At 61.6% G+C, this 24103-nt stretch carries 28 protein-coding genes; 13 read left to right on the plus strand and 15 right to left on the minus strand.

Annotation, left to right across the window (positions count from 1 at the left end; genetic code table 11):
* Positions 1–135 precede the first annotated feature (135 nt).
* Complete coding sequence (rarD, locus tag C4K38_RS17275) at positions 136–1017, plus strand: EamA family transporter RarD (RefSeq protein WP_053279434.1); 882 nt, start codon at positions 136–138, stop codon at positions 1015–1017.
* Positions 1018–1133: 116 nt separating this feature from the next.
* Here rarD and hpaR read toward each other — a convergent pair whose 3' ends face one another.
* The 3 genes from hpaR to C4K38_RS17290 all read right to left on the minus strand — a co-directional run bounded on the left by hpaR (position 1134) and on the right by C4K38_RS17290 (position 3977).
* Positions 1134–1556: a homoprotocatechuate degradation operon regulator HpaR gene (hpaR, locus tag C4K38_RS17280; RefSeq protein ID WP_053279435.1), complete on the minus strand. Its 423-nt coding sequence runs from the start codon at positions 1554–1556 to the stop codon at positions 1134–1136.
* Between the two features lie 144 nt (positions 1557–1700).
* A complete protein-coding gene (gene hppD / locus C4K38_RS17285) occupies positions 1701–2777 on the minus strand; it encodes a 4-hydroxyphenylpyruvate dioxygenase (RefSeq protein WP_016702457.1) in 1077 nt (358 codons plus the stop codon).
* A 252-nt stretch (positions 2778–3029) separates the two neighbouring features.
* Positions 3030–3977, minus strand: a complete 948-nt coding sequence (locus tag C4K38_RS17290; RefSeq protein ID WP_053279436.1) for a DMT family transporter — start codon at positions 3975–3977, stop codon at positions 3030–3032.
* 79 nt (positions 3978–4056) lie between these two features.
* Here C4K38_RS17290 and C4K38_RS17295 point away from each other — a divergent pair, with 79 nt between their 5' ends.
* The 3 genes from C4K38_RS17295 (at position 4057) to C4K38_RS17305 (ending at position 7190) form a co-directional block, all read left to right on the plus strand.
* The gene (locus C4K38_RS17295; RefSeq protein WP_053279437.1) at positions 4057–4932 is read left to right on the plus strand and encodes a LysR family transcriptional regulator; all 876 of its coding nucleotides are present in this window, start codon (positions 4057–4059) and stop codon (positions 4930–4932) included.
* 108 nt (positions 4933–5040) lie between these two features.
* Positions 5041–6579 (plus strand): EAL domain-containing protein, encoded by a 1539-nt coding sequence (locus C4K38_RS17300; protein WP_053279438.1) that lies wholly within the window; start codon positions 5041–5043, stop codon positions 6577–6579.
* Between the two features lie 245 nt (positions 6580–6824).
* Positions 6825–7190, plus strand: a complete 366-nt coding sequence (locus tag C4K38_RS17305) for a histone-like nucleoid-structuring protein, MvaT/MvaU family (RefSeq protein WP_009044214.1) — start codon at positions 6825–6827, stop codon at positions 7188–7190.
* Between the two features lie 227 nt (positions 7191–7417).
* Here the strand turns inward: C4K38_RS17305 and C4K38_RS17310 are convergent, their stop codons facing one another.
* The gene (locus C4K38_RS17310; RefSeq protein WP_053279618.1) at positions 7418–7948 is read right to left on the minus strand and encodes a DUF4946 domain-containing protein; all 531 of its coding nucleotides are present in this window, start codon (positions 7946–7948) and stop codon (positions 7418–7420) included.
* A 195-nt stretch (positions 7949–8143) separates the two neighbouring features.
* Here C4K38_RS17310 and gloA point away from each other — a divergent pair, with 195 nt between their 5' ends.
* Positions 8144–8665 (plus strand): lactoylglutathione lyase, encoded by a 522-nt coding sequence (gene gloA, locus C4K38_RS17315; protein WP_053279439.1) that lies wholly within the window; start codon positions 8144–8146, stop codon positions 8663–8665.
* Between the two features lie 163 nt (positions 8666–8828).
* Here the strand turns inward: gloA and ahpF are convergent, their stop codons facing one another.
* The 3 genes from ahpF to C4K38_RS17330 form a co-directional block, all read right to left on the minus strand.
* Positions 8829–10394: an alkyl hydroperoxide reductase subunit F gene (ahpF, locus tag C4K38_RS17320; RefSeq protein ID WP_053279440.1), complete on the minus strand. Its 1566-nt coding sequence runs from the start codon at positions 10392–10394 to the stop codon at positions 8829–8831.
* Between the two features lie 123 nt (positions 10395–10517).
* Positions 10518–11081: an alkyl hydroperoxide reductase subunit C gene (ahpC, locus tag C4K38_RS17325; protein ID WP_007921754.1), complete on the minus strand. Its 564-nt coding sequence runs from the start codon at positions 11079–11081 to the stop codon at positions 10518–10520.
* Positions 11082–11232: 151 nt separating this feature from the next.
* On the minus strand, positions 11233–12171 hold the full coding sequence (locus C4K38_RS17330; protein ID WP_053279441.1) for a site-specific integrase: 939 nt from the start codon (positions 12169–12171) through the stop codon (positions 11233–11235).
* Between the two features lie 179 nt (positions 12172–12350).
* Here C4K38_RS17330 and C4K38_RS17335 point away from each other — a divergent pair, with 179 nt between their 5' ends.
* A complete protein-coding gene (locus C4K38_RS17335) occupies positions 12351–13385 on the plus strand; it encodes a DNA-binding protein (RefSeq protein ID WP_053279442.1) in 1035 nt (344 codons plus the stop codon).
* Here C4K38_RS17335 and gorA read toward each other — a convergent pair.
* A complete protein-coding gene (gene gorA, locus C4K38_RS17340) occupies positions 13382–14740 on the minus strand; it encodes a glutathione-disulfide reductase (RefSeq protein WP_053279443.1) in 1359 nt (452 codons plus the stop codon). The two genes, C4K38_RS17335 and gorA, sit on opposite strands and share 4 nt — an antisense overlap.
* A gap of 131 nt (positions 14741–14871) precedes the next feature.
* Entirely contained in the window at positions 14872–15711 is an 840-nt protein-coding gene (gene galU / locus C4K38_RS17345) for a UTP--glucose-1-phosphate uridylyltransferase GalU (RefSeq protein ID WP_009049342.1), read from the minus strand.
* 294 nt (positions 15712–16005) lie between these two features.
* On the opposite strand from galU, the gene C4K38_RS17350 reads away from it, so the two are divergent.
* Both C4K38_RS17350 and C4K38_RS17355 read left to right on the plus strand, forming a co-directional pair.
* Entirely contained in the window at positions 16006–16194 is a 189-nt protein-coding gene (locus C4K38_RS17350; protein WP_025808616.1) for a hypothetical protein, read from the plus strand.
* A 154-nt stretch (positions 16195–16348) separates the two neighbouring features.
* Entirely contained in the window at positions 16349–16630 is a 282-nt protein-coding gene (locus tag C4K38_RS17355) for a hypothetical protein (RefSeq protein ID WP_025808615.1), read from the plus strand.
* 21 nt (positions 16631–16651) lie between these two features.
* Here C4K38_RS17355 and C4K38_RS17360 read toward each other — a convergent pair whose 3' ends face one another.
* From C4K38_RS17360 to C4K38_RS17375, 4 genes are all read right to left on the minus strand, one after another.
* Complete coding sequence (locus C4K38_RS17360; RefSeq protein ID WP_007921740.1) at positions 16652–16882, minus strand: hypothetical protein; 231 nt, start codon at positions 16880–16882, stop codon at positions 16652–16654.
* Positions 16883–16950: 68 nt separating this feature from the next.
* Positions 16951–17802, minus strand: a complete 852-nt coding sequence (locus C4K38_RS17365; protein ID WP_231998617.1) for a c-type cytochrome — start codon at positions 17800–17802, stop codon at positions 16951–16953.
* Between the two features lie 68 nt (positions 17803–17870).
* A complete protein-coding gene (locus tag C4K38_RS17370; protein WP_053279445.1) occupies positions 17871–18542 on the minus strand; it encodes a c-type cytochrome in 672 nt (223 codons plus the stop codon).
* 184 nt (positions 18543–18726) lie between these two features.
* Entirely contained in the window at positions 18727–19077 is a 351-nt protein-coding gene (locus tag C4K38_RS17375) for a hypothetical protein (protein WP_053279446.1), read from the minus strand.
* A 176-nt stretch (positions 19078–19253) separates the two neighbouring features.
* Between C4K38_RS17375 and C4K38_RS17380 the strand changes: the two genes are divergently transcribed.
* From C4K38_RS17380 to ada, 5 genes are all read left to right on the plus strand, one after another.
* Positions 19254–19556 carry a DUF1883 domain-containing protein gene (locus C4K38_RS17380; RefSeq protein ID WP_007921735.1) on the plus strand — a complete coding sequence of 101 codons (303 nt, stop codon included), beginning with the start codon at positions 19254–19256 and terminating at the stop codon, positions 19554–19556.
* A 33-nt stretch (positions 19557–19589) separates the two neighbouring features.
* Positions 19590–19760 carry a hypothetical protein gene (locus C4K38_RS32325; RefSeq protein WP_164487010.1) on the plus strand — a complete coding sequence of 57 codons (171 nt, stop codon included), beginning with the start codon at positions 19590–19592 and terminating at the stop codon, positions 19758–19760.
* A 103-nt stretch (positions 19761–19863) separates the two neighbouring features.
* Positions 19864–20580 (plus strand): 2OG-Fe(II) oxygenase, encoded by a 717-nt coding sequence (locus tag C4K38_RS17385; RefSeq protein ID WP_053279447.1) that lies wholly within the window; start codon positions 19864–19866, stop codon positions 20578–20580.
* Positions 20570–21244, plus strand: coding sequence for a DNA oxidative demethylase AlkB (alkB, locus tag C4K38_RS17390; RefSeq protein ID WP_053279448.1), 675 nt, complete (start codon positions 20570–20572; stop codon positions 21242–21244). Before C4K38_RS17385 ends, alkB begins: the two co-directional genes overlap by 11 nt.
* A gap of 87 nt (positions 21245–21331) precedes the next feature.
* Complete coding sequence (gene ada, locus C4K38_RS17395; protein ID WP_053279449.1) at positions 21332–22408, plus strand: bifunctional DNA-binding transcriptional regulator/O6-methylguanine-DNA methyltransferase Ada; 1077 nt, start codon at positions 21332–21334, stop codon at positions 22406–22408.
* On the opposite strand, the gene C4K38_RS17400 is transcribed toward ada, so the two are convergent.
* Both C4K38_RS17400 and acuI read right to left on the minus strand, forming a co-directional pair.
* Entirely contained in the window at positions 22372–22860 is a 489-nt protein-coding gene (locus tag C4K38_RS17400; RefSeq protein ID WP_053279450.1) for a GyrI-like domain-containing protein, read from the minus strand. The two genes, ada and C4K38_RS17400, sit on opposite strands and share 37 nt — an antisense overlap.
* Positions 22861–22908: 48 nt before the next feature.
* Positions 22909–23892 carry an acrylyl-CoA reductase (NADPH) gene (gene acuI, locus C4K38_RS17405; protein ID WP_053279451.1) on the minus strand — a complete coding sequence of 328 codons (984 nt, stop codon included), beginning with the start codon at positions 23890–23892 and terminating at the stop codon, positions 22909–22911.
* Between the last annotated feature and the right edge of the window lie 211 nt (positions 23893–24103).

Raw genomic sequence — 24103 nt, forward strand, 5'->3', positions numbered from 1 at the left:
TGCCAGAGGCGGCAAACGGGATATTTTCCCGTAACCTGCGCTAAATCCGAGTAAACGTCTCGCGCCAAACCCTCTATATTCCCCGCAGTTTTTCCTTCCACCCCATTTGCCTGGTTCAGGTCACACGAGGACAGCTTGTCTAAAGGTATTGCTCTATCGGTCTTGGCGTCGGTGCTGTTTGCCGTCATGTATTTCTACACCTCCCTGCTGGCGCCCCTGACCGGGGTGGAGATTTTCGGCTGGCGCATGCTGCTCACCGCGCCATGCATGACGGTGTTCATGCTGCTGAGCGGCGAATGGCGGCATGTCGGGGCGATCCTCAAGAGACTGCTGGGCCAACCGCTTCTGCTGCTGGCGCTGCCACTGTCCGCGGCGCTGCTCGGGGTGCAGCTGTGGCTGTTCATGTGGGCGCCGTTGAATGGCTACAGCCTGGATGTGTCGCTGGGGTATTTTCTGCTGCCGCTGACCATGGTCCTGACCGGGCGCATCGTCTACGGCGAACAACTATCGCGGCTACAGAAGATCGCCGCCGGCCTGGCGACCCTGGGGGTGCTCAACGAGCTATATCAGGTGGGCAGCTTTTCCTGGGCGACCCTGTTGGTGGCCATCGGTTATCCGGTCTATTTCGTGCTGCGCAAACGCCTGGCCGCCGACAACCTGGGCGGCCTGTGGCTCGATATGGCGCTGCTGCTGCCGATCGCGCTGTGGTTCGTGCAAAGCGGCGAGCAGGGTTTTGCCGTGGTCGATCAGCACCCCTGGCTGTACCTGCTGATTCCGTTGCTGGGGTTGATCAGTGCCTCGGCGCTGGTGGCCTATATCATCGCCAGCCGCCTGCTGCCCTTCAGCCTGTTCGGCTTGTTGAGCTATGTCGAACCGGTGTTGCTGCTGGGCGTGGCCCTGCTGCTGGGAGAAAGCATCAAGGCCGGGGAATGGCTGACCTACCTGCCGATCTGGCTGGCGGTGCTGGTGCTGGTGTACGAGGGGTTCAAGCATCTGATGCGCCAGCGCAGAAGCTGAACCGGCTGTTGCTGTTGTAGGAGCGAAGCTTGCTCGCGATGAATGCGACGCGTATCACCTGTTGCACCGCGTTGTCGGCATCGCGGGCAAGCCTCGCTCCTACAGAAGCATCCGGGTCAGGGTTTGATTTGCTTCAGCTCGTTGAGCAGGGCCAGCAGGGCCTGCATCTTCTCTTCGCCGAACTGCTGCTGGATGCGTTGGTAGTTGATTTCCATGTCGCCGCTCATGGACTCGAAACAGGCCTCGCCCTTTTCCGTCAGGGTGATGAACAGGCGACGCTGGTCCTCGGGGGATTTGCGCCGGCTGACGTATTCGTCGCGCTCCAGGCGGGTCAGCACGCCGGTCATGCTCGGCGGCAGGATACAGGCCATTTTCGCCATCTGATGGCTTTCCAGCTCGCCGTTCTGGCGCAGGATGCGGATCACCCGCCACTGCTGCTCGGTCAGGTCGTGCTGGTTGAGGGACGGGCGAAAGAACGCCATGGCCGCTTCGCGGGCCTGAAGCAGGGTCAATGTCAGGGAAGGTCTTGGATTGGTCATGTGCGGGTCGTTCACAGGGCTGGATGGCGACGCTCGGCGCCACAAAGGCCGAACATTAACACATTCACAATCGCCAACCGACAGGCAAAACAAAGCCCGGTCGAGAATTCCCCGACCGGGCTTGATTGTCAGGCAGGCCGCGGCTTAGTCGGTGGACAGCACGCCACGACGGACCTGGTCGCGTTCGATCGATTCGAACAGTGCCTTGAAGTTGCCTTCGCCGAAACCATCGTCGCCTTTACGCTGGATGAATTCGAAGAACACCGGGCCCATCAGGGTTTCCGAGAAGATCTGCAGCAGCAGGCGCTTGTCGCCCTCTTCCGAGGAACCGTCCAGCAGGATGCCCCGCGACTGCAGCTCGTTCACCGGCTCGCCGTGGTTCGGCAGGCGGCCTTCGAGCATTTCGTAGTAGGTGTCCGGCGGCGCGGTCATGAAGCGCATGCCGATCTTCTTCAACTGATCCCAGGTCTTGACCAGGTCGTCGGTGAGGAAGGCCACGTGCTGGATGCCCTCGCCGTTGAACTGCATCAGGAACTCTTCGATCTGCCCGGCGCCCTTGGACGACTCTTCGTTCAGCGGGATGCGGATCATGCCATCGGGCGCGGTCATGGCCTTGGAGGTCAGGCCGGTGTATTCGCCCTTGATGTCGAAGTAACGGATCTCGCGGAAGTTGAACAGCTTCTCGTAGAAGCCGGCCCAGTAGGCCATGCGCCCGCGATACACGTTGTGGGTCAGGTGGTCGATGATCTTCAGCCCGGCGCCCTGCGGATGACGGTCGACGCCTTCGAGGTAGACGAAGTCGATGTCATAGATCGAGCTGCCTTCGCCGAAGCGGTCGATCAGGTACAGCGGTGCGCCGCCGATGCCTTTGATCGCCGGCAGATGCAGCTCCATCGGGCCGGTTTCAATGTGGATCGGCTGGGCACCCAGCTCCAGGGCGCGCTTGTAGGCCTTTTGCGAATCCTTGACCCGGAACGCCATGCCGCACACGGACGGACCGTGCTCGGCGGCGAAGTACGAAGCGACGCTGTGGGGCTCGTTGTTGAGGATCAGGTTGATCGCACCCTGGCGATACAGGTGCACGTCTTTGGACCTGTGGGTCGCGACCTTGGTGAAACCCATGATCTCGAAGATCGGCTCGAGGGTGTTGGGGGTAGGCGATGCGAATTCGATGAATTCAAAGCCCATCAGGCCCATCGGGTTTTCGAAGATATCTGCCATGGTTGGCGCCTCATCATGCTTTTAGAAATTAACGGATCGTTAGTTGCTAGCAATGCTGAGGCAGGCAGGTGGCGCGCAAGAGATGCCCCGCACGCTGCGCGCGAGGAAGTCACCGTAAATCAGTTGGAACCCGAGAATCTTCATGTCGACCCTGTCTTACCGGCTGGGGGGCGAGGCTTCTGCTGCCAGAAGACTTTATTATTGTATGCGTAACCAGATTCTACACAGCGTAAAACTGTTTGTCCGCACTCTCTATAAAATCCGCTTTTTTTCCAGGCTCGCAAGGGGTTTGTTGCACTGGTAAATGCCCCACAGGATCAGCCCGCCGCCCAGGCACATGGCCAGGCTCAGGCGCTCGTCCAGCAGCAGCGCGCCGAGGATCACCGCGGTCAGCGGATTGAGCGCGATAAACACCCCCGAGCGGGTCGCGCCGATCTTTCGCAGGCCTTCGTAGTACCAGATATAGGCCAGGGCCGAACCCAGCACGCCGAGGTACAGCAGGCTCAGGCCCTGCTCCAGGGCCAGGCTCGCCAGCGCCTCGATCCGCACCTCGCCGCGCAGGGCCGCGGCGCTCCAGAGCATCGCCGTGCCCAGCAGGATCGAATAGGTCACGGTCTGCAACGGGCCCAGGCTCTGGTTCAGATTGCGCGAAAACAACGAATAGACACCCCAGCCCAGCACACAGCCGAAAATCAGCAGGTCCCCGCGCCAACTGCCCGGGCCGCTGGACAAGGCCCCCGGATCGCGGCTGAGGATCACCACCCCTGCTCCACCCAGGCACAAGACAATGCCGGACAGCCTGGCGCCACTCAAGCGCTCCTTGAACAGCGCCCAGGACGCCAGGGCAATCACCGCCGGATTGAGGGCGACAATCAGCGAGGCGCGGGACGCATTGATCGACTGCAGGCCCTCGAAGAAACACAGGTTGTAGAAAAAGATCCCGAAAAACCCCAGCACCGCCAACTGGGCGAACTGCGCCAGGCTCGGGCGCACCAGGGCAATCCGGGCGATCGCCATGAACAGCAGCAAGGCCAGGCTGGCCAGGAGAAAACGCAGGCTGGCGGCTAACAATGGCTCCAAGGTACCCGCCAATAGCCGCCCGGCGACAAAGGTGCCGCCCCAGATCATGGTGACCGCCGCCAGCTTGCAATACACCGGCATATCGGAAGGCCCGGCACAGGTTTGATCGACAGTTTTCATAAGGCCTCGAGGCGCGGCTGAAGGAAGGTTCGGGTATTCTTCGGCTAATGCCCGATCATCGTAAAATGAGCTTTTACTCATGACCCTGAGCCAATTGCAGATCTTCTCCCTGGTGGCCGAACTGCGCGGCTTCACCAGCGCCGCCAGCCGCCTGGGAATCAGCCAGTCCGCGGTATCCCACGCGCTCAAGTCCCTGGAACAGGAACTGGGGGTCGAGCTGATCCGCCGGCATCAGTCACTGGTGGAGCTCACCGATATTGGTCAGCAATTGCTACTGCGAGCCCGCGCCATCCTTGGCCTGGCCGCCACCATGGAACAGGAAGCCGCCGACGCCCGCGGCATGAAACGCGGCACCTTGCGCATCGGCTCGTTCGGCCCGACTTCGTCGATGAAACTGCTTCCGGCGATCCTCCAGCGCTACCGCCAAGCCCATCCCGGGATCGAGGTGCACATCGACGAAGGGCCCGACCGCCAGGTGCTGCAATGGCTGGAGGAACGTCGAATCGATGTCGGTTTTGTAGTGCTGCCCCAGGAGCGCTTCGACTGCTTTGCCCTGGTGGAAGACCAGATGGTGGCGCTGATCCCCAGTCAGCACGGGCTGGCCAGCAAGGACTCGGTGAGCCTCGCCGAGCTGTGCGACGACCCGTTCATCCTCACCGAAGCCGGTTCCGCCGAGCTGGTTTCCCGGCTGTTCCTCGCGGCCAGGCTCAGCCCCAACATCCGCTATCGCAGCTCGCAACTGCTCAGCACCCTGGAGACCGTGGCCCGCGGCGATGCCCTGACCCTGGTCGCCCAGTTGTCGATGCCCGAGGCCAGCGACCCGCGTTACCTGATCAAGGCACTATCACCCCCCGTCCGGCGCCAGGTAGGGCTGGCGGTGCTGGACCGGCGGCAGGCGTCCCCGGCGACCCTGGCCTTTATCGAGCAGGCGCGGGGTCTGTATCGCCATGACTGAGCGCAACCCGGAGGCGCCGTCTATCATGCCCATGGAGCGGATGCCGCCGTACCGTCCACCGGCTGTTGAGCGTTCTCTGGCCCCCACTTCGCCACAGGTTTTTCCTCCATGCCATTGACCGCCAAAGGCCCGTTGAAACGCTCCACCCGCAACCTGTGGACCCTGCTGATCGGCTTGCTGCCGGTTCTGCTGGGCGTGGTCATCCTCTATATGCAGGCCGAGCGCGCGCTGATCCACAGCAGCCAGCAGACCGCCGAGGAAGCGATCCGTCAGTTCGACCTGATGCTCGACAACACCGACATCGCCGCCCGGTCGCTGATGGTGCAAGTCGGCCAACCCTGCGACGACTTCAGGCAACTGGCCCTGCGCGAGCAGGTGACCCGCCGCCCGTTCGTACGCTCGACCAATCTGGTGTGGCGCAATGACAATTACTGCAGCTCGCTGCTCGGCCCATCCTCGTTCGCGCTGGACCCGGCCAACTATGTCGACGGCAAGCTGTGGTTGATGAACGGCAACCCGGTCACGCCCAACACCGCGCTGCTGGTCTATCGCCTGCAAGAGGGCGAACGCGCGGTCCTGGCTACCATCGACGGTTATCACCTGAGCAACGCTTTGCGCCTGATCAGTCGTTTTGCCGAGCTGCAGCTGCAAGTCGGCCCCTACTGGCTGGCCGACGATGGCCAGGTCCATCAATCCATCGCGCCACCAGCCCCGGTCGCCCCTTATCAGATGGTTTCTTCGCGCTACCCCTACAGCGTCAACTCGGGGTTCCCCGAGGGCGATATCTGGCTCTACATGAAGTCCCAGTACCCTGCCCTGTTCAGCCTGCTGATCTTCTTCGGGGTGCTGGCGGCGGTCCTTGGCCACTGGCTGCAAAAGCGCTCGTCGTCACCCAGCCATGAACTGCAACGCGCCCTGGAAGCGGCGGAGTTCATCCCGTACTTCCAGCCCGTGGTGCGTGGCGACACTAAACAGTGGGCCGGTATCGAAGTGCTGATGCGCTGGAAACACCCCCGGGAAGGCCTGGTGCGTCCGGACCTGTTCATTCCCTTCGCCGAGCATTCCGGCCTGATCGTGCCCATGACCCGTTCGCTGATGCAGCAGACCGCCCTGTTGCTCGCGCCCCACGCCCATACCTTCATCGACGACTTTCATATCGGCATCAACATCACCGCCAGCCATTGCCAGGACCTGGAACTGCTGGAGGACTGCCGGGAGTTTCTCGGCATGTTCCCGCCGGGCAAGGTGAGACTGGTCCTGGAGCTGACCGAACGCGAACTGGTGGAACCGACGGCGATCACCCATAGCCTGTTCGAGGAGCTGCACAAGTTGGGGGTGATGATCGCCATCGACGACTTCGGTACCGGCCATTCAAGCCTGGGTTACTTGCGCAAGTTCAATGTCGATTATCTGAAGATCGACCAGAGTTTCGTGGCCATGATCGGTGTCGACGCCCTGTCCCGGCACATACTCGACAGCATCATCGAACTCTCGGGCAAACTCGAACTGGGGATAGTCGCCGAGGGCGTGGAAACAGTGGAACAACAGGACTATCTGGCCGCCCATGGCGTCGACTTCCTGCAGGGCTACTTATTCGGCAGGCCGATGCCCGGGGAAGAGTTCCTACAAGCATTGGCGCGCCACTAAATAGCCATTTTTAATGAAAATTTATTGAACTCGGCAATTGTTTCGCGCACCAATTTGAATCAGAAGATGACAAATTGTGTGCATCAACAACGACGTGATTTACTTGCGCCAGATTAACTACTACAATTTTTCATGCCTGTACAAGATTCACAGGTGGGCCATTATAATCGAGTCGTTCTAAGGCTCTTGGCTTATAGCTTTGTTTGCGGTTGGTATCAGCCAAATACACTATTGGAGTAAAGATATTGTCCAGACTCGCTGAATTTCGTGCAGCAGAAAAGGCCCTTCAAGAACAGCTCGCCCAGCTGGAATCCCTGAAGAACGACGCCGGACTCAAGAAAGAAATCGAGTTCGAGGAAAAGCTCCAGGGCCTGATGAAGACCTACGGCAAAAGCCTGCGCGACATTATCGCCATTCTCGATCCTCATCCGGGCAAATCCGCTCTGCCGCTCTCGGGCGCACCGAAAACCCGTCGTGCCCGCGTGGTCAAGGTTTATCAGAACCCGCACACCGGCGAGCTGATCGAAACCAAGGGCGGCAACCATCGTGGTCTTAAAGCCTGGAAAGAACAGTACGGCGCCGCCACTGTAGATTCCTGGCTGCGCGGTTAAGAAACCGATGTATATAAAAGACCCTGCCCATGCAGGGTCTTTACCTTTAAGCCAAGGTTGTTTGTTTCGAAATCGAATAAGTTGCAACCCATAGATTGCCTGAGCGGCAATAAACACCCAGCCGGAACTGCACCTGCGTAGCAATCCCCCCGCTTGATCCTACAACTTTGTACTTAGTTCAAAGGCGCGAACCGCGCCGATTGACGTAGGACAATCGCCCCCCTCCACTAAAGTTTCAGGCTACTTCGCACCTCGCGGATCTCCTCCTGACTTTCGGCATAAACCGCAGCCTGTCCGGCATAAGACAATACATAGGCCTTATCGCCATCGACAGCAGCCACCAGTGTTTGCGACAACACATGACGGCCGTTCTCGGTAATGGTGCAAGTGGTTTCCAGCGCCGCCAGACGACTCAATGTCGTGTCGTGAATACGCGTACACACACTTTGATAACCACCGCGCCCGAAGTCCTTCTGCACCGACTTGCGCATCTCCAGCAAGACTCCTTGCAGATTGACCTGATGCCCTCTTTCCACTTGAGTCATGGTCAACTCCATGACCATCAACGGCGTGCCGCCGGCATCGTTCTTCACTGCGCGCTGGCGAAATACCTTGGCCGGCTCTTCTGTCGCTGCCTGCGGCAACTCTTCGATCTGCCAGCCGCTGGGCCAGGTGATCACCGGGTCCGCCGCCTCTGCCAGGGCCGGAACCAGAAGACAGGGCGCAAGCAGACACAGGGTTTTGAACGATAAGCGCATGGTCATGAACACGTAAGGGACGAGCCCTGAAGTCTGAGGCTGGCAGGAGTATCGAGCAACAGATTCGTAGCTTTGTGTTTGGTGCGCCCAGCCGCTCTTGCGTATCATTGCCCGACCGCAAGGACGCCCGAAGCCCCGCAAGCCAAGGGGCTCATTAGCATGAATATTCTTGCCCACTTCTTTTCCGGAGGGCCCATGAGCCTGCACGAACTCAATACTTTCCCCGGCGTGACTGCCCAGCCTGACACCGCCACCGCCCACTTCGTGTTCAACCACACCATGCTGCGGGTCAAGGACATCACTAAATCCCTGGACTTCTACACCCGGGTCCTGGGTTTCTCACTGGTGGAAAAACGCGACTTCCCCGAAGCCGAATTCAGCCTGTATTTCCTGGCCCTGGTGAACAAGGCGCAGATCCCGGCCGACGCCGCGGCCCGCACCGAGTGGATGAAGTCGATCCCCGGCATCCTCGAGCTGACCCACAACCACGGTACCGAGCACGACGCGAACTTCGCCTACCACAACGGCAACACCGACCCGCGCGGCTTTGGCCATATCTGCATTTCGGTGCCGGATATCGTTGCCGCCTGCGAACGTTTCGAAGCCCTGGGCTGCGATTTCCAGAAGCGTCTGAACGACGGTCGCATGAAGAGCCTGGCCTTTATCAAGGACCCGGATGGCTACTGGGTTGAGATCATCCAGCCTGCACCGCTGTAACCCACACCCAATGTTGTAGGAGCGAGGCTTGCCCGCGATAGGCATAACGCGGTTTGTCTGACCCACCGCGTCATCGTTGATCGCGAGCAAGCTTCGCTCCTACAGAAAAATAAAAAACCCCATGAGCCAAGGCTCATGGGGTTTTGTTTTTTCCGCTGTCGGCTCAGGCCGGCGCGGAGGTGCGGATCAGGTGGTCGAAGGCACTCAGCGAGGCCTTGGCGCCCTCGCCTACCGCGATCACGATCTGCTTGTACGGCACGGTGGTCACGTCACCGGCGGCAAACACGCCGGGCAGCGAAGTCTCGCCACGGGCATCGACAATGATCTCGCCACGGGGCGACAGCTCGACAGTGCCCTTGAGCCAGTCGGTGTTCGGCAGCAGACCGATCTGCACGAAGATCCCTTCCAGGTCGACGGTGTTGAACTCGCCCGAATCGCGGTCCTTGTACACCAGGCCGGTGACCTTCTGGCCGTCGCCCTTGACTTCACTGGTCAGCGCGCTGGTGATCACGTTGACGTTCGGCAGGCTGTACAGCTTGCGTTGCAGCACGGCATCGGCGCGCAGCTTGCTGTCGAACTCCAGCAGGGTCACGTGGCTGACGATACCCGCCAGGTCGATGGCCGCTTCGACGCCGGAGTTGCCGCCACCGATCACCGCCACGCGCTTGCCCTTGAACAGCGGACCGTCGCAGTGCGGGCAGAAGCACACGCCCTTGGCCTTGTATTCCTGCTCGCCGGGCACACCCATCTCGCGCCAACGGGCACCGGTGGCCAGGATCAGCGACTTGGCCTTGAGGCTCGCGCCGCTTTCAAAACGTACCTCGTGCAGGCCGCCGACTTCCTTGGCCGGTACCAGCGCGCTGGCACGCTGCAGGTTCATGATGTCGACGTCGTACTGGCGAACGTGCTCTTCCAGGGCGCTGGCCAGTTTCGGCCCTTCGGTTTCCTGGACCGAGATGAAGTTCTCGATGGCCATGGTGTCCAGCACCTGGCCGCCGAAACGTTCGGCCGCGACACCGGTGCGGATGCCTTTGCGGGCCGCGTAGATCGCCGCCGAAGCACCGGCCGGGCCACCGCCGACCACCAGCACGTCGAAGGCGTCCTTGGCACTGATTTTTTCCGCCTGTTTCTCGATGGCCCCGGTGTCGAGCTTGCCGAGGATCTCTTCCAGGCCCATGCGGCCCTGGCCGAAGTTCACGCCATTGAGGTAGACACTGGGGACCGCCATGATTTTGCGATCGTTGACTTCGTCCTGGAACAGCGCGCCGTCGATGGCGACGTGGCGGATGTTCGGGTTCAGCACCGCCATCAGGTTCAGCGCCTGGACCACGTCCGGGCAGTTCTGGCAGGACAGCGAGAAGTAAGTCTCGAAGTTGAACTCGCCCTTGAGGGCGCGGATCTGTTCGATCACTTCGACACTGGCTTTCGAGGGGTGGCCGCCGACTTGCAGCAAGGCCAGCACCAGGGAAGTGAATTCGTGGCCCATGGGGATACCGGCGAAACGCAGGCTGATGTCGCTTCCCGGGCGATTGATCAAGAACGATGGTTTACGTACATCGTTACCGTTGTCGAGCAAGGTAATCTGGCTGGAAAGACTGGCAACGTCTTTCAGCAATTCGAGCATTTCCTGGGATTTCGCACCGTCGTCGAGAGAGGCAACGATCTCGATCGGCTGGGTGACCCGTTCCAGGTATGACTTCAACTGGGCTTTAAGATTGGCGTCCAACATACGGGCGATTTCCTTTTATTCAGATCGAAAAAAAACGCCCGAGCGAATCTCGCCCGGGCGTTCTTGAGGGCGGTGCAGCTGACTTAGGTGCGGCGATCCGCCCTGCTGTAGCGAGTCACAGACTTAGATCTTGCCGACCAGGTCCAGGGAAGGAGCCAGGGTAGCCTCGCCTTCTTTCCACTTGGCTGGGCAGACTTCGCCTGGGTGGGCAGCGACGTATTGAGCGGCCTTGATCTTGCGCAGCAGCTCGGAAGCGTCACGGCCGACACCGCCGTCGTTGATTTCAACGATCTTGATCTGGCCTTCAGGGTTGATCACGAAGGTGCCACGGTCAGCCAGACCGGCTTCTTCGATCAGCACGTCGAAGTTGCGGGAGATGGCCAGGGTCGGGTCGCCGATCATGGTGTAGCGGATCTTGCCGATGGCTGGCGAAGTGTTGTGCCAGGCAGCGTGGGCGAAGTGGGTGTCGGTCGAAACGCTGTAGATTTCCACGCCCAGTTTCTGGAATTCGGCGTAGTTGTCTGCCAGGTCTTCCAGCTCGGTTGGGCAAACGAAGGTGAAGTCAGCCGGGTAGAAGAACACGACGGACCATTTGCCTTTCAGGGTGGCGTCCGACACTTCGATGAACTCGCCATTCTTGAAGGCGGTTGCTTTGAACGGTTTGACTTGGCTGTTGATGATAGGCATCGGTGATTCTCCATCAGTGGGTAAAAACTTGGGTTGAAAACTTGATGGGGAGAATCCTAACCAATGCTCCCAGCCAAGGCTCATTGGCAAAGCTGATGCTGCTGATTAGGTTTGGCTATTAGCGCGCAGTATTAATAGAAGAAATGTGTATTTACTCGCCGACCGGCTTTTCCTGGGTCAGGGCCATGCCGAGAAACGGGCTGGCCTCAACGTAACGCATGGCCGACTTGATGTCCTTCCAGCCGACGTAGCTCATCAGCGACTTGAGGTCCCAGCCGCTGCGATGGGCCCAGGTGGCAAAACCGCGGCGCAGGGAGTGGCTGGTGTATTGCTCGGCGGCGACCCCGGCGCGCTCCAGGGCCTGGCGCAATAACGGAATCACGCTGTTGGCGTGCAGGCCCTCCTCGCTCAGATGGCCCCAGCGGTCGATGCCACGAAACACCGGGCCACGTACCAGGGCGGCGACGTTGATCCACTCGATATAGGCCTGGACCGGGCACAACCGGCGCAGCGCCGGGGTGTGCCAGGTCTTGCCGAGGTTGTCGCGATCGCTCTTGCTGCGGGGCAGATACAGGCTGATGCCGGAGCCCGCCACCGCCTGCACATGCTCGATCCGTAGCCGGCACAATTCGTCACTGCGAAAGCCACGCCAGAACCCCAGGAGAATCAGCGCACTGTCACGCCGCGCCCGCAGCAGCGCTGGCTGGTTGTCATCGAGCCGGGCCTGTGCGGCTTCCTGCTCCAGCCAGGCCACCACCTGCTCCAGATGCTGCAACTGCAAGGGCTCGGCCTGTTTCTCCTGCGCCGGGTGCAGCGCGCGAATGCCCTTGAACACCTGGCGCACCACCGGGGCCTTGGTCGGATCGGCGAACCCCTGGCTGTTGTGCCACTGCGCCAGGGCCGAGAGCCGCAACTTCAGGGTGTTGATCGACAGCTCCCCCGCGTACGCCACCAGATAACGCGCCACGCTGTCGCTGGTCGCCGGCAGAAACCCGCCCCAGGTCACCTCGAAATGCTCGATGGCCGCCCGGTAACTGCGCCGGGTGTTGTCACGCGTCGCGGCGTGCAGATAACGATCCAGTTCACTCATGGCGTGTTCGACTCGTGTTGCGGTACGGAAATGGCGGGTTGAAACAGGGCAACCTGGCTATGACACGGGGTAATACCAGTATATCCCATGTCAATATTTTGAATATTTATCTTTGTTTTTATTGTACAATTACACTTTATACATACCACGTAAAAAAGTACGTAATCGTAGGAGATTCCATGGCTCGTGGCGGCGTTAACAAGGCGGTGGTGCAAATCGCCCGTTCGGCAATCCTCGCCCGCGGCGAACACCCCAGCATCGATGCGGTGCGCATCGAAATGGGCAATACCGGCTCGAAAACCACCATCCACCGCTACCTGAAGGAGCTGGAGCAGAGCGAAGCCCGCCGCGCCGCGCCCCAGGAAGCCCTGGAAGAAGAGCTGACGGAACTGGTCCAGCGCATGGCCCAACGCCTGCGCGAACAGGCCCAGGAGCCGGTGGAGCAGGCCCGGGCGCAAGTGGAGGAAATGAACCAGGAACTGGTGGCGCAGCAGGCCGCGGCCGAACAGGCACAGGCCCAGTTGCGGCAGCAACTACAGACCCAGGCGTCAGCCCTGGCCGGCGAAAGCGCCCTGCTGCAGGAGACCCGCTCCATGCTGCAGAGCGAACAGACCCGCAATGCCGGGCTGAACCAGGCCCTGGCGGACTTCGAGTTGCGCCTGAAAGACAAGGACGAGCAGATTCGCTCGCTGGAAGAAAAGCACCTGCACGCCCGGGACGCCCTCGAGCACTACCGCAGCGCGGTCAAGGAGCAGCGCGAACAGGACCAGCGCCGCCATGAAGGCCAACTGCAGCAAGTGCAACAGGAACTGCGCCAGGCCCAGCAAAGTGCCTTGGTACGCCAGGATGAGATCACCCAGTTGCACCGCGACAATGAGCGCCTGACCAGCGAGCAGCGCGCCACCCAGAAGGAATTGCGCCAGGCGCAGGAACAGGTACAGAAGGCTGACGGCAAGCTTGGCCAGCTGATGGAGCAATCCAGCCGCCTGAACAGCGAACACACCCTCCTCCAGGAACGCCTGCGCGTCGCCTTGCTGGAGAGTCATGAGTTCAAGCAGAACCTGGAGCAACAGCTGCAGGACAATCGACAACTGGAACTGCGCGCCGCCAAGGCCGAGGCTAGCCTGGAGGCCCTGCAACTGGCTGCCGCCGCGAAGACCGAGGCGGAGCCAGAGGCAGAAGAACAGCGGCCGGAGCCGCCAGAGCAGGCTTAACCGGCGACCGGCGTGCGCATGGTGACGAACTCTTCGGCGGCCGTCGGGTGCACCCCGATGGTTTCGTCGAAGTCACGCTTGGTGGCGCCGGCCTTCAAGGCAATCGCCAGGCCCTGGACGATCTCGCCGGCGTCCGGGCCGACCATATGGCAGCCCAGCACCTTGTCGGTGTCGGCATCCACCACCAGCTTCATCAGCGTGCGCTCCTGGCATTCGGTCAGGGTCAGCTTCATCGGCCGGAAGCGGCTTTCGAAGATCTGCACCTGGTGCCCCGCTTCCCGCGCCTGTTCTTCGGTGAGGCCGACGGTGCCGATGTTCGGCAGGCTGAACACCGCGGTCGGGATCATGTTGTAGTCCACCGGACGATACTGCTCCGGCTTGAACAGGCGCCGCGCCACGGCCATGCCTTCGGCCAGGGCCACCGGGGTCAACTGCACACGACCGATCACATCGCCAATCGCCAGGATCGACGGTTCGGCGCTCTGGTACTGCTCATCGACCTCGATAAAGCCACGCTTGTCGAGCTTCACCCCGGTATTTTCCAGCCCCAGGTTGTCGAGCATCGGCCGCCGCCCGGTGGCGTAGAACACGCAATCGGTGACCAGCTCGCGCCCATCCTTGAGGGTGACGTTCAGGCTGCCATCGGCCTGTTTTTCGATGCGCTCGATATCGGCGTTGAACTGCAGGTCGAGCCCACGCTTGGTCAACTCCTCCTGCAAGTGCTTGCGCACTGCGCCATCGAAGCCACGCAGGAACAGCTCGCCGCGATACAGCAGCTTGGTCTCCGCGCCCAGGCCGTGGAAGATCCCGGCGAACTCCACCGCGATATAACCGCCGCCCACCACCAGGATGCGCTTGGGCAGCTCCTTGAGGAAAAACGCTTCGTTGGAGCTGATGGCATGTTCGCGCCCCGGAATGTCCGGGATCTGCGGCCAGCCGCCGGTGGCGATCAGGATGTGCTTGGCCGTGTAGCGCTGGCCATTGACCTCCACCTGATGCGGGTCGATCAGCCTGGCGTGACCTTCGTGCAGGGTCACGCCGCTGTTGACCAGCAGGTTGCGATAGATGCCGTTCAGGCGATTGATTTCGCGATCCTTGTTGGCGATCAACGTGGCCCAGTCGAAATCGGCTTCGCCCAGGCTCCATCCGAAGCCCGCGGACTGCTCGAAGTCCTCGGCGAAGTGGGCGCCGTACACCAGCAGTTTTTTCGGCACGCAGCCGACGTTGACACAGGTACCGCCCAGATAGCGGCTTTCGGCGACCGCGACTTTCGCGCCAAAACCCGCGGCGAACCGCGCCGAACGCACACCGCCGGAACCGGCGCCAATTACATAAAGATCAAAATCGTAGGCCATTTCACTCTCCCAGGCAGGCTGACAGCATAACCGCAGATGCGCATGCGGTCAGCGCTAGAGGATTTACATAAGGGCATAAAACGAAAAAGCCACCCGAAGGTGGCTTTTCAGTACAAGGACGAAGCGGGCTATCAGTAAGCTTTGCCAGTCTTGTAGAAGTGTTCGAAGCAGAAGTTGGTCGCTTCGATGTAGCCTTCGGCGCCACCGCAGTCGAAACGCTTGCCCTTGAACTTGTAGGCGATCACGCAACCGTCCTGCGCCTGCTTCATCAGGGCGTCAGTGATCTGGATCTCGCCGCCTTTGCCTGGCTCGGTCTGTTCGATCAGGCTGAAGATGTCCGGGGTCAGGATGTAACGACCGATGATCGCCAGGTTCGACGGAGCGTCTTCCGGCTTCGGTTTCTCGACCATGTTGCGCACGCGGTAGAGGTCGTCACCGATCAGGTCACCGGCGATCACCCCGTACTTGTTGGTTTCCTGCGGGTCGACTTCCTGGATCGCGACGATGGTGCAGCGATACTGCTTGTACAGCTTGACCATCTGGGTCAGGACGCCGTCGCCTTCCAGGTTCACGCACAGGTCGTCCGCCAGGACCACGGCGAACGGTTCGTCGCCGATCAGTGGGCGGCCGGTCAGGATCGCGTGGCCCAGGCCTTTCATCTCGGTCTGGCGGGTGTAGGAGAACGAGCACTCGTCCAGCAGCTTGCGGATGCCGACCAGGTATTTTTCCTTGTCGGTGCCCTTGATCTGGTTTTCCAGCTCGTAGCTGATGTCGAAGTGGTCTTCCAGGGCGCGCTTGCCGCGACCGGTGACGATGGAGATTTCGTTCAGGCCGGCATCCAGGGCTTCTTCAACGCCGTACTGGATCAGTGGCTTGTTCACCACCGGCAGCATTTCTTTGGGCATGGCTTTAGTCGCTGGCAGGAAGCGAGTACCGTAACCGGCTGCTGGGAACAAGCATTTCTTGATCATATGAGTCCTTAAAAGGGCTGTACGTACGAATTTCGGCGCAGTCTAATCAGGCCGCGTGCACCTTACAATGGGCCGCGCTGGCTAACCGCTGCCATCTAAGAGAAATATTGCCGCGGATAGTTCCGCACTGGCTGCGAACATAGCTGCGCAGCATCGTACAGATAGCCCGCGCCGTAAACTGCCATCCGGCCGCAAGGCCTTAACTTTTCTGCACTTGAGCCCTGATCCGCACTCTTGCTGTGGCCCGTTTCCCGCTATCATGGCGCCCTTGAACCCCGCCAACGAGGCAGATAGATGTCGGCAACAAAAAGCGTAAACGGTTACCAGATCAAGCAGTTGAAAGACGGCCAGTGGTGGCTGGTCAGTGCCCAGGGCGAAAACGTCGCCGGACCTTTCGCCAGCGAGGCGATGGCGGTCGAAGTGGCATCGGTGTTCGAGGATTCGGCAGGCCACGCCTCGGCGCGCCGCAGCCCCAAGGCCTGAGACTGCCCCCGCACCGAAGAGCCCTGCCCCGCGCAGGGCTTTTTCATGCTGATCTGTACCGCAGTGGCAGTTCGCTATAGCATCTCGTCCCAGACGCTCGCCAAGGGTGTCCAGCCCTCCCCCGGGGCTCAACTTCTCGACGACGACCACACCCATGCACAAGTTTCTGGCACTGACCGCGGTACTGGCCCTGACCGGATGCGCCACCGTTTCCGACACCTACCTGGAAAACGGCGAGCAAGGCCTGAGCATCGATTGCTCCGGCGAAGCCAGCTCCTGGGCCAGCTGCTATGAAAAGGCCGACGCTTCCTGTGCCGGCACCGGCTATCGAATCATCGGCACCGATGGCACGCCGTCACTCAAGGAAAGCGACAAGACCCTGGGGGCGGATGTCGGCAACTACAAAAGCCGCAGCGTAGTGGTGGTTTGCAAATAGCAGGCGGCCCTCATGGCCTGCCTACATATGAATCTCGGCAAACTTGATGCCCAGGTTGCGAATGGTCTCGATCAGGTCGTCCAGCCGGTCGAATGACTCGACTTCATCGTTGTCATCCACAAGAAAGTAGCTGCGCCCCGCGCTTTTCTTGAAGAACACTATCCATTCCCCGGAATTCGCCGGATTCTGAATCACATGGGTCGCAGAGATATGCCCCTCTGCATGCCTCTCCCGGACTGTTTCGCGTTTCATGCTTTCTCCCAAAAAACGATGCCGCCGAAACCTGGATTTCGACGGCATCTTTGACAATGGCCGACAGTTTATCGGATGCCCTGGCCAATCAGCACGCCATCTACCGTCTGGCCATACAGATTGACCCCGTCGTTGGCGTGGAACTTGAGCCGGGTCTTCTCGATCGAGCCCTCCACCAGGCGCGGGTCCTGCGGCCGCTCATGGCGGTTGACGAACGCCGCCACGTCCCAGGCCTGCTGGTCGCTCAAGCTGCCGGCCTTGCCCAGGGGCATGTTGTATTTGATAAAGGACGCGGCCGTGTTGATCCGGTGCATGCCCGCGCCCCAGTTGTACGAGTCCTTGCCCCAGAGCGGCGGCATGACATAGTCCGCGCCGACCTTCTGGCCCTGGCCGTTATCGCCATGGCAGACCGCGCATTGCGCCCGGTACACCTGCTCGCCACGGGCCAGGTCATAGCCCTGGGCTGGTGGCGGCACCTCGGGGTAACCGCGCCCGGGCAACTCGACCCCGATCGGCGCCTTGCTCGCCAGCCAATAGGAATACACCGACAGCGCGGTGATCTCGTAGCTGTCGGCGGCCGGCGGCGTGCCGTTCATGCTGAACTGGAAGCAGCCCTGCAAGCGTTCGGCGTAGGTGTTCACCTTGTTGTTCTTCTTACGGTACGCCGGGTACATCGGATAGGCGCCCCACAGCGGCGCGGAGTTGGCCAATCGCCCTTGATCCAAGTGACAGTTGCTGCAATTGAGCCCATTGCCGACGAACTTCGGCGCCAGGCGCTTGGTATCGACGAACAGCGCATAACCGTCGCGGACCATCTTGCCGTAGGCATTGTCCGGCAGCTCGCTCTCCGCCGGTGGCTGGAAATACTGAGGATGGGCAGCCTCCACCGCCGGCTCCCGCAACTGCGACTGGTCCTCCATGGCGACTGCAGCGCCATGAGCCTGTGTCGCCAGTAATACGAGGGAAAAGCCCAATAGAAGATCACGGTTCATGGCTTGGGCTCCTGTTTATTGGCCTTGGCCAACTGGCTTTCGGCCTTGGCGAAGTAGTCGGCCACCGCGGCGATTTCCTCGGGGCTCAGGGCCTTGGCGATGTGTCCCATCAGATCGTTCGGGTCGTTGCGACGGGTGCCGTCGCGCCAGGCATTCAATTGCCCGACCAGATAAGCCGCCGGCTGCCCGGCCAACGGCGGAAAGGCGTCTCCCACACCCACGCCACCCGGTCCGTGACAGATCACGCACTCCGGAACCTGCCGCTCCCAGGCACCCCGCAGGGCCAACCTCGCCCCCACGCCTTCGGCCACGGAACTGCGGTTGATCGGTGCCGGAATGGGCGCCGGCATGGCCGCCAGGGTCTGGCTGACCGCGTCGATCTCGTCATCGCTCAGGGCCTTGGCCAGTGGCTGCATGACCGGGTTGCTGCGCGCGCCACTGCGAAAATCTTCCAGCTGCTTGCGCAGATAACCCGCCGACAATCCCGCCAGACGTGGAAATCCGGCGGCTGCCAAACCCAGGCCATCACCACCATGACAGGCCAGGCACGCCGTGGCACCGGGCTGCGCCCCACCCTGGGTAAACACTTTCTGCCCATCCACGGCCTGGGCACTGGCGACAAAAAACAGCATCAGGCTGCTCAGCAGTATTCGATCCATAGGGATCATGGCGAACTCCATTTTTCTAGTTATATGCTTAGGCTTATTTTATATAAGCCTACAAAGAGTAGGCCAATAGACCTTTGGCTACAACGCGAAATCCACCGAGCCTGCTTTGCCATCGGGCACAAAAAAGCCCGCCTGCGCCACGAAAATCCGGGCCAGGGCGGGCTGTTGAAAAGTCGCGCGGCTATCAGCCGGAAATGCAGTCCTCCGCCGCCTTGCGAATATCGCCCGGACGCATGGGCACGTTGGACATGCTTTCATGCAGCTTGATACTGCTGCCGCCGGAACGCTCCTCGATATCGAACACCGCGGTCGGCCCCGCCGACAGTTTCTGCGGAACGATAACGCGCATGCCGTCCTTATGCGGTTCGATCTGCAACTGGCCACGGCTGTCAGCCAGTTTGTCGCTGACGCACTTGGCGTACTCCTGCGGCTTCTTCCCTGAAATCACGTTCAGGGTGGGCAGTGTCTGGTTAATGTCCGAGACCGTCGCACAACCACTGATCGCCAAGGCCAGAATCAACACACCCCACTTCATACATTTCCTCCGTTAAAGACCGTCCGACCGCAGAAATGGCATTTTTCTCCGGATCAGTCAGATTTATCCTGAATAATCGACAAATAACTGTTTTAAATTGTCAAAGCCGCCGGCCGCGGCCTGATAAACTGCGCCATCGTTTTGATTTTGTAGCAAAAGCCCTTCTGGAGGCGCCCATGAAATTTATCCACCAGCGCGAGCACCTCAACGAAGACGATATCGTCGTCATCGAATGCTCCCAGGTCTGCAACATCCGCCTGATGAACGACGCCAACTTCCGAAGCTTCAAGAACGGCGGACGTCACACCTATCATGGCGGCGCGTTCGACAAGTTCCCGGCCAAGATCACCGCGCCGAGCACCGGCTTCTGGAATATCACCATCGACACCGTCAACCGCCGGCCCATCAGCGTCACCCGCAAGCCGAACCTGACCCACTCGATCAAGATCATCCGCCGGTCCAGCTCGAAACTGCGCTGAACCCCGCCCAGCCCGCGACAAACAGGTATCACCGTGGCCCAAACGACCAAGTACGTCATCAAATACAAACTCAACGGCGAACGCCGTTTCGAGTTCGCCCAGCTGGAAAACGGCACTCAGGAAGAAGCCAAGGCTGCGCTGGAAGCCCTGCACGGCCAGACCGACGACGTCATCAGCGACGTCAGCGTGAGCAAGGCGCTGTAAGCCCCAGCTTCTGTGACGAATTCGAGCGCAAGCAGCGGAGTGTAAGCGGCCCGCGCGCTTCCCAGAATAGCGGACCTCAGTCTCTACTCCGGGAACCGCCAGCATGTCCGCCCCCTCCCTCGAACAACGCCTCGCCTGCCTGGACTGGCCCTCGATCGAGCAGCAGCTCGACCAGGACGGCAGCGCCGTGATCGGCAACCTGCTCAGCGCTGACCAATGTCATGAACTCAGCAGTTTGTATCCCCACAGCGAGTTGTTCCGTTCGCGAGTGGTCATGGCCAGGCACGGTTTCGGTCGCGGCGAGTATCAGTATTTCGCCTACCCCTTGCCGAGTCTGATCGCCGAATTGCGTGGCCAGATCTATCCGCGCCTGGTTCCGCTGGCCAACCGCTGGAACCAGCTGATGAATATCCCCGTGCAGTACCCGTCCCGACACGAGGATTTTCTCCAGCGCTGCCACGCCACCGGACAGCAGCGGCCGACGCCCTTGTTGCTGCAGTACGGCCCGCAGGATTACAACTGCCTGCACCAGGACCTGTACGGCGACAACGTATTTCCCCTGCAGGTCGCGATCCTGCTGTCACAGCCCGGCACCGACTTCAGCGGCGGCGAATTCGTCATCACCGAACAGCGCCCGCGCATGCAGTCGCGGCCGCAGGTCATTGGTCTGAAGCAGGGTGATGCAGTGATCTTCGCCGTGCATCATCGCCCTGTACCCGGCGTGCGCGGCCATTACCGGGTGACGTTGCGCCATGGCGTCAGCCGCCTGCACAGCGGCCGCCGCCATACGCTAGGAGTGATCTTCCACGATGCCCAGTAACAGTAACTTCACCGCCGAACTGTTCGGCGACCCCGAACTGCAACAGGCACCCCGTACCGAGCAGATCGGCCCGCAATCCTTCGTGCTTCGCGGCTTCGCCCTGCCCTGGGTAGAACGCCTGCTGCCAGCCCTGCGTGGGGTGCTGCGCGCCGCGCCGTTCCGGCAGATGGTCACCCCGGGCGGCTTCACCATGTCGGTGGGCCTGAGCAGTTGCGGCCAGCTGGGCTGGACCACCGACCGCAGCGGCTACCGTTATACCGCCATCGATCCGCAGAGCGGCCAGCCCTGGCCGGCGATGCCCGAGGTGTTGCGCGAGCTGGCCCAGGCCGCCGCGACCCAGGCCGGTTTTGCCGGGTTCGACCCGGACGCCTGTCTGATCAATCACTATGTGCCCGGCGCCCGCATGTCCCTGCACCAGGACAAGGACGAGCGCGACTACCACGCACCGATCGTCTCCGTTTCCCTGGGCTTGCCGGCGGTGTTTCAGCTGGGTGGCGACCGACGCAGCGATCGCCCGTTGCGGGTGTCGCTGCTGCATGGCGACGTGGTGGTCTGGGGCGGCGTCGACCGTCTGCGTTATCACGGCGTGTTGCCGCTCAAGGAAGGCACGCACCCACTGCTGGGCCCACGGCGCATCAACCTGACCTTTCGCCGGGCCGGTTGATCCCGCGGGAATTCAAGCGCAAGACTCGGAGTGCCAGGCACCCTGCCCTTGGTTAATCTGAGCGACATCCGTCACCGAATAGAGCCCATGACCATGGTCCAGCCCAAGCCCACCACCACCGCAAGCGATCCCCGCTGGCTCGCCGTCCTGGCCCGTGATGCGAGCGCCGATGGCCAGTTCGTCTATGGGGTGAAAACCACCGGGGTCTACTGTCGCCCCAGCAGCCTGTCGCGCCTGCCACGGCCGGAGAATGTCGAGTTCTTCGACACCGCGGAACAAGCCGAGGCCGCCGGTTACCGGCCAAGCAAACGCAGCGCCAGCGACCAGACCCAGGTGGCCGCGCATCACGCCAGCCTGGTAGCGGCCGCGTGCCGGCAGATCGAGTCGGCCGAAGCGCTGCCCAGCCTGAAACAGCTGGCCGAGCAAGCCGGCATGAGCAGCTTCCACTTTCACCGGGTATTCAAGGCCGCCACCGGGCTGACCCCGAAAGGCTACGCCAGCGCCCACCGTTCGCGGCGGGTGCGGCGCCAGCTGGAGCACGGCCACTCGGTGACCGATGCGCTGTACGACGCCGGCTTCAACTCCAACAGCCGCTTCTACGAAACCGCCGACCAACTGCTGGGCATGAAACCCAGCGACTACCGCGCCGGCGGCCTGAACGCCGATATCCGCTTCGCCGTCGGCCAGTGTTCCCTGGGCGCGATCCTGGTCGCCCAGAGCAATCGTGGGGTCTGCGCGATCCTGCTGGGCGACGATCCCAATGCCCTGGTGCAGGATCTGCAGGACAAATTCCCGCGGGCCAACCTGATCGGCGCCGACCAGGATTTCGAGCAACTGGTGGCCAAGGTGGTGGGGTTTATCGAAGCGCCGGCCATTGGCCTCGACCTGCCGCTGGACCTGCAAGGCACGGCGTTCCAGGAGCGGGTCTGGCTGGCCCTCAAGGAGATTCCGCCGGGCAGCACCGCCAGCTACGCCGAGATCGCCCAGCGTATCGGCGCGCCGAAATCCTTTCGCGCCGTGGCCCAGGCCTGTGGCGCCAACAGCCTGGCGGTGGTGATCCCGTGCCACCGGGTGGTGCGCAGCGACGGCAACCTGTCCGGCTACCGCTGGGGCGTGGAGCGCAAGCGTCAGTTGCTCGAGCGTGAGAGCTCGTCCGAGGCTTGAATGCCGATGTACACCGACACCGATTCCGGCCCGGTGTACACCTCGAAGTCCGTGGCGAAACGCCGGCGGACCTGCGGGTTGTCCTCGAAGTAGGCCCAGACCAGGCCCCAGGTCTGGATCACCACGTCGGGCATCGGCCCCTTGGCGGAGAACGCCAGGTACTCGCCGCCCTGCACCTGCACCAACGGATAGTCGGCATTGCCTTCGCCCACCGCCACGCCGGCGGTGACATCGAAGTGCCCCGAGGCATCGGACTCATAGTTGGAATACACGCCGTAGATGAACGAGTCCGACTGCCGGTGGCCGATGCTGTCGAACAGGCCTTCGACAAAAAACCGTTCCCACATCGGCCCGATCCGCGCGCTGCCCGCTTGTTGCTCGTCGGCATTGCAGGTACGCACCTGCAAGCCCGAAACGCTGAAAGGCTGAACCTCTCGCAGTTTGACATCCATGCTTCTCACTCCTTCTGGCATTTATCTGGGTGACCGGCGCGCACGGTATCAGCGATTCACATCCACCACCACGCGCCCGCGCAACTCGCCGGCCAACAGGCGCGACGCGGCGACGATGGCTTCGCTGAGGCCGATCTCATGGCTGATCAACGGCAACAGGGCCGGGTCCAGATTACTGGCCAGGCGTTGCCAGGCCTCGATTCGCCGGGCCTTGGGCTGGGTCACACTGTTGATCCCGACCAGGGTCACGCCCCGTAGAATGAAGGGCGCCACCGACGCCGGGAAATCCATGCCCTGGGCCAGCCCGCAAGCGGCCACGGTGCCATTGGCCTTGGTGCTGGCGCAGGCATTGGCCAGGGTATGGCTGCCCACCGAGTCGATCACCGCCGCCCAGCGCTCCTTGGCCAAAGGCTTGCCCGGCGCGGACAGGCTGGCGCGGTCAATGATCTCGTTGGCGCCCAGGCGCTTGAGGTAGTCCTGCTCGGCAGTGCGTCCGGTGGACGCCACCACCCGGTAACCGAGCCGGGCCAACAGGGCGATGGCAAAGCTGCCGACCCCGCCATTGGCCCCAGTGACCAGCACCTCGCCCTGGTTCGGCGTCAGGCCGTGGCGCTCCAGCGCCAGGATGCTGAGCATCGCCGTGTACCCGGCCGTGCCGATGGCCATGGCCTCGGCCGCGCTGAACGCCTGGGGCAAGGGAATCAGCCAGTCACCGTCCAGCCGTGCCTTCTGCGCCAGGCCGCCCCAATGCCCTTCGCCCACGCCCCAGCCGTTGAGCAGCACCTGGTCGCCGGGCTGGTAGTCCGGGTGGCTGCTGTCTTCGACGATGCCCGCCAGATCGATCCCCGGGACCATGGGAAACTTGCGCACCACCGGGCTGCTGCCGGTGATGGCCAGGCCGTCCTTGAAGTTCAGGGTGCTGTAGGCCACCCGCACCGTCACGTTGCCCTCGGGCAGTTGCTCTTCGCCAATATCACGCAGCGCCGCACGATAACCGGCGTCGTCTTTCTCGATCAAAATACCCTTGAACATCACTGCCTCCCGATAGGCCCATGGCCGGGCCGCGAACTTGAGCTTCAGCTTGTAAAGCCCCCACCTTCCCAGCCCGGGCGGGAAAAATCCACGCTCTTTTCGTCGTAGACCGCCCACACCCTGTCCTGTCTGCAGGAGCGAGGCTTGCCCGCGATAGCGTTATCACTGGCAACCCAGGTGGCGGCCAAAGTCGACTGGCCTTGATCGGCTA

Source organism: Pseudomonas chlororaphis subsp. piscium, assembly GCF_003850345.1.
Classification (GTDB): Bacteria; Pseudomonadota; Gammaproteobacteria; order Pseudomonadales; family Pseudomonadaceae; genus Aquipseudomonas; species Aquipseudomonas piscium.

Excerpts from the sequence above, each read along its gene's own strand:
- hpaR (WP_053279435.1), bottom strand. The coding sequence starts at position 1,556 with ATGACCAATCCAAGACCTTCCCTGACATTGACCCTGCTTCAGGCCCGC.
- hppD (WP_016702457.1), bottom strand. The coding sequence starts at position 2,777 with ATGGCAGATATCTTCGAAAACCCGATGGGCCTGATGGGCTTTGAATTC.
- C4K38_RS17290 (WP_053279436.1), bottom strand. The coding sequence starts at position 3,977 with ATGAAAACTGTCGATCAAACCTGTGCCGGGCCTTCCGATATGCCGGTG.
- C4K38_RS17295 (WP_053279437.1), top strand. The coding sequence starts at position 4,057 with ATGACCCTGAGCCAATTGCAGATCTTCTCCCTGGTGGCCGAACTGCGC.
- C4K38_RS17300 (WP_053279438.1), top strand. The coding sequence starts at position 5,041 with ATGCCATTGACCGCCAAAGGCCCGTTGAAACGCTCCACCCGCAACCTG.
- C4K38_RS17310 (WP_053279618.1), bottom strand. The coding sequence starts at position 7,948 with ATGCGCTTATCGTTCAAAACCCTGTGTCTGCTTGCGCCCTGTCTTCTG.
- gloA (WP_053279439.1), top strand. The coding sequence starts at position 8,144 with ATGAGCCTGCACGAACTCAATACTTTCCCCGGCGTGACTGCCCAGCCT.
- ahpF (WP_053279440.1), bottom strand. The coding sequence starts at position 10,394 with ATGTTGGACGCCAATCTTAAAGCCCAGTTGAAGTCATACCTGGAACGG.
- ahpC (WP_007921754.1), bottom strand. The coding sequence starts at position 11,081 with ATGCCTATCATCAACAGCCAAGTCAAACCGTTCAAAGCAACCGCCTTC.
- C4K38_RS17330 (WP_053279441.1), bottom strand. The coding sequence starts at position 12,171 with ATGAGTGAACTGGATCGTTATCTGCACGCCGCGACGCGTGACAACACC.
- C4K38_RS17335 (WP_053279442.1), top strand. The coding sequence starts at position 12,351 with ATGGCTCGTGGCGGCGTTAACAAGGCGGTGGTGCAAATCGCCCGTTCG.
- gorA (WP_053279443.1), bottom strand. The coding sequence starts at position 14,740 with ATGGCCTACGATTTTGATCTTTATGTAATTGGCGCCGGTTCCGGCGGT.
- galU (WP_009049342.1), bottom strand. The coding sequence starts at position 15,711 with ATGATCAAGAAATGCTTGTTCCCAGCAGCCGGTTACGGTACTCGCTTC.
- C4K38_RS17350 (WP_025808616.1), top strand. The coding sequence starts at position 16,006 with ATGTCGGCAACAAAAAGCGTAAACGGTTACCAGATCAAGCAGTTGAAA.
- C4K38_RS17355 (WP_025808615.1), top strand. The coding sequence starts at position 16,349 with ATGCACAAGTTTCTGGCACTGACCGCGGTACTGGCCCTGACCGGATGC.
- C4K38_RS17360 (WP_007921740.1), bottom strand. The coding sequence starts at position 16,882 with ATGAAACGCGAAACAGTCCGGGAGAGGCATGCAGAGGGGCATATCTCT.
- C4K38_RS17365 (WP_231998617.1), bottom strand. The coding sequence starts at position 17,802 with ATGGAGGACCAGTCGCAGTTGCGGGAGCCGGCGGTGGAGGCTGCCCAT.
- C4K38_RS17370 (WP_053279445.1), bottom strand. The coding sequence starts at position 18,542 with ATGATCCCTATGGATCGAATACTGCTGAGCAGCCTGATGCTGTTTTTT.
- C4K38_RS17375 (WP_053279446.1), bottom strand. The coding sequence starts at position 19,077 with ATGAAGTGGGGTGTGTTGATTCTGGCCTTGGCGATCAGTGGTTGTGCG.
- C4K38_RS17380 (WP_007921735.1), top strand. The coding sequence starts at position 19,254 with ATGAAATTTATCCACCAGCGCGAGCACCTCAACGAAGACGATATCGTC.
- C4K38_RS17385 (WP_053279447.1), top strand. The coding sequence starts at position 19,864 with ATGTCCGCCCCCTCCCTCGAACAACGCCTCGCCTGCCTGGACTGGCCC.
- alkB (WP_053279448.1), top strand. The coding sequence starts at position 20,570 with ATGCCCAGTAACAGTAACTTCACCGCCGAACTGTTCGGCGACCCCGAA.
- ada (WP_053279449.1), top strand. The coding sequence starts at position 21,332 with ATGACCATGGTCCAGCCCAAGCCCACCACCACCGCAAGCGATCCCCGC.
- C4K38_RS17400 (WP_053279450.1), bottom strand. The coding sequence starts at position 22,860 with ATGGATGTCAAACTGCGAGAGGTTCAGCCTTTCAGCGTTTCGGGCTTG.
- acuI (WP_053279451.1), bottom strand. The coding sequence starts at position 23,892 with ATGTTCAAGGGTATTTTGATCGAGAAAGACGACGCCGGTTATCGTGCG.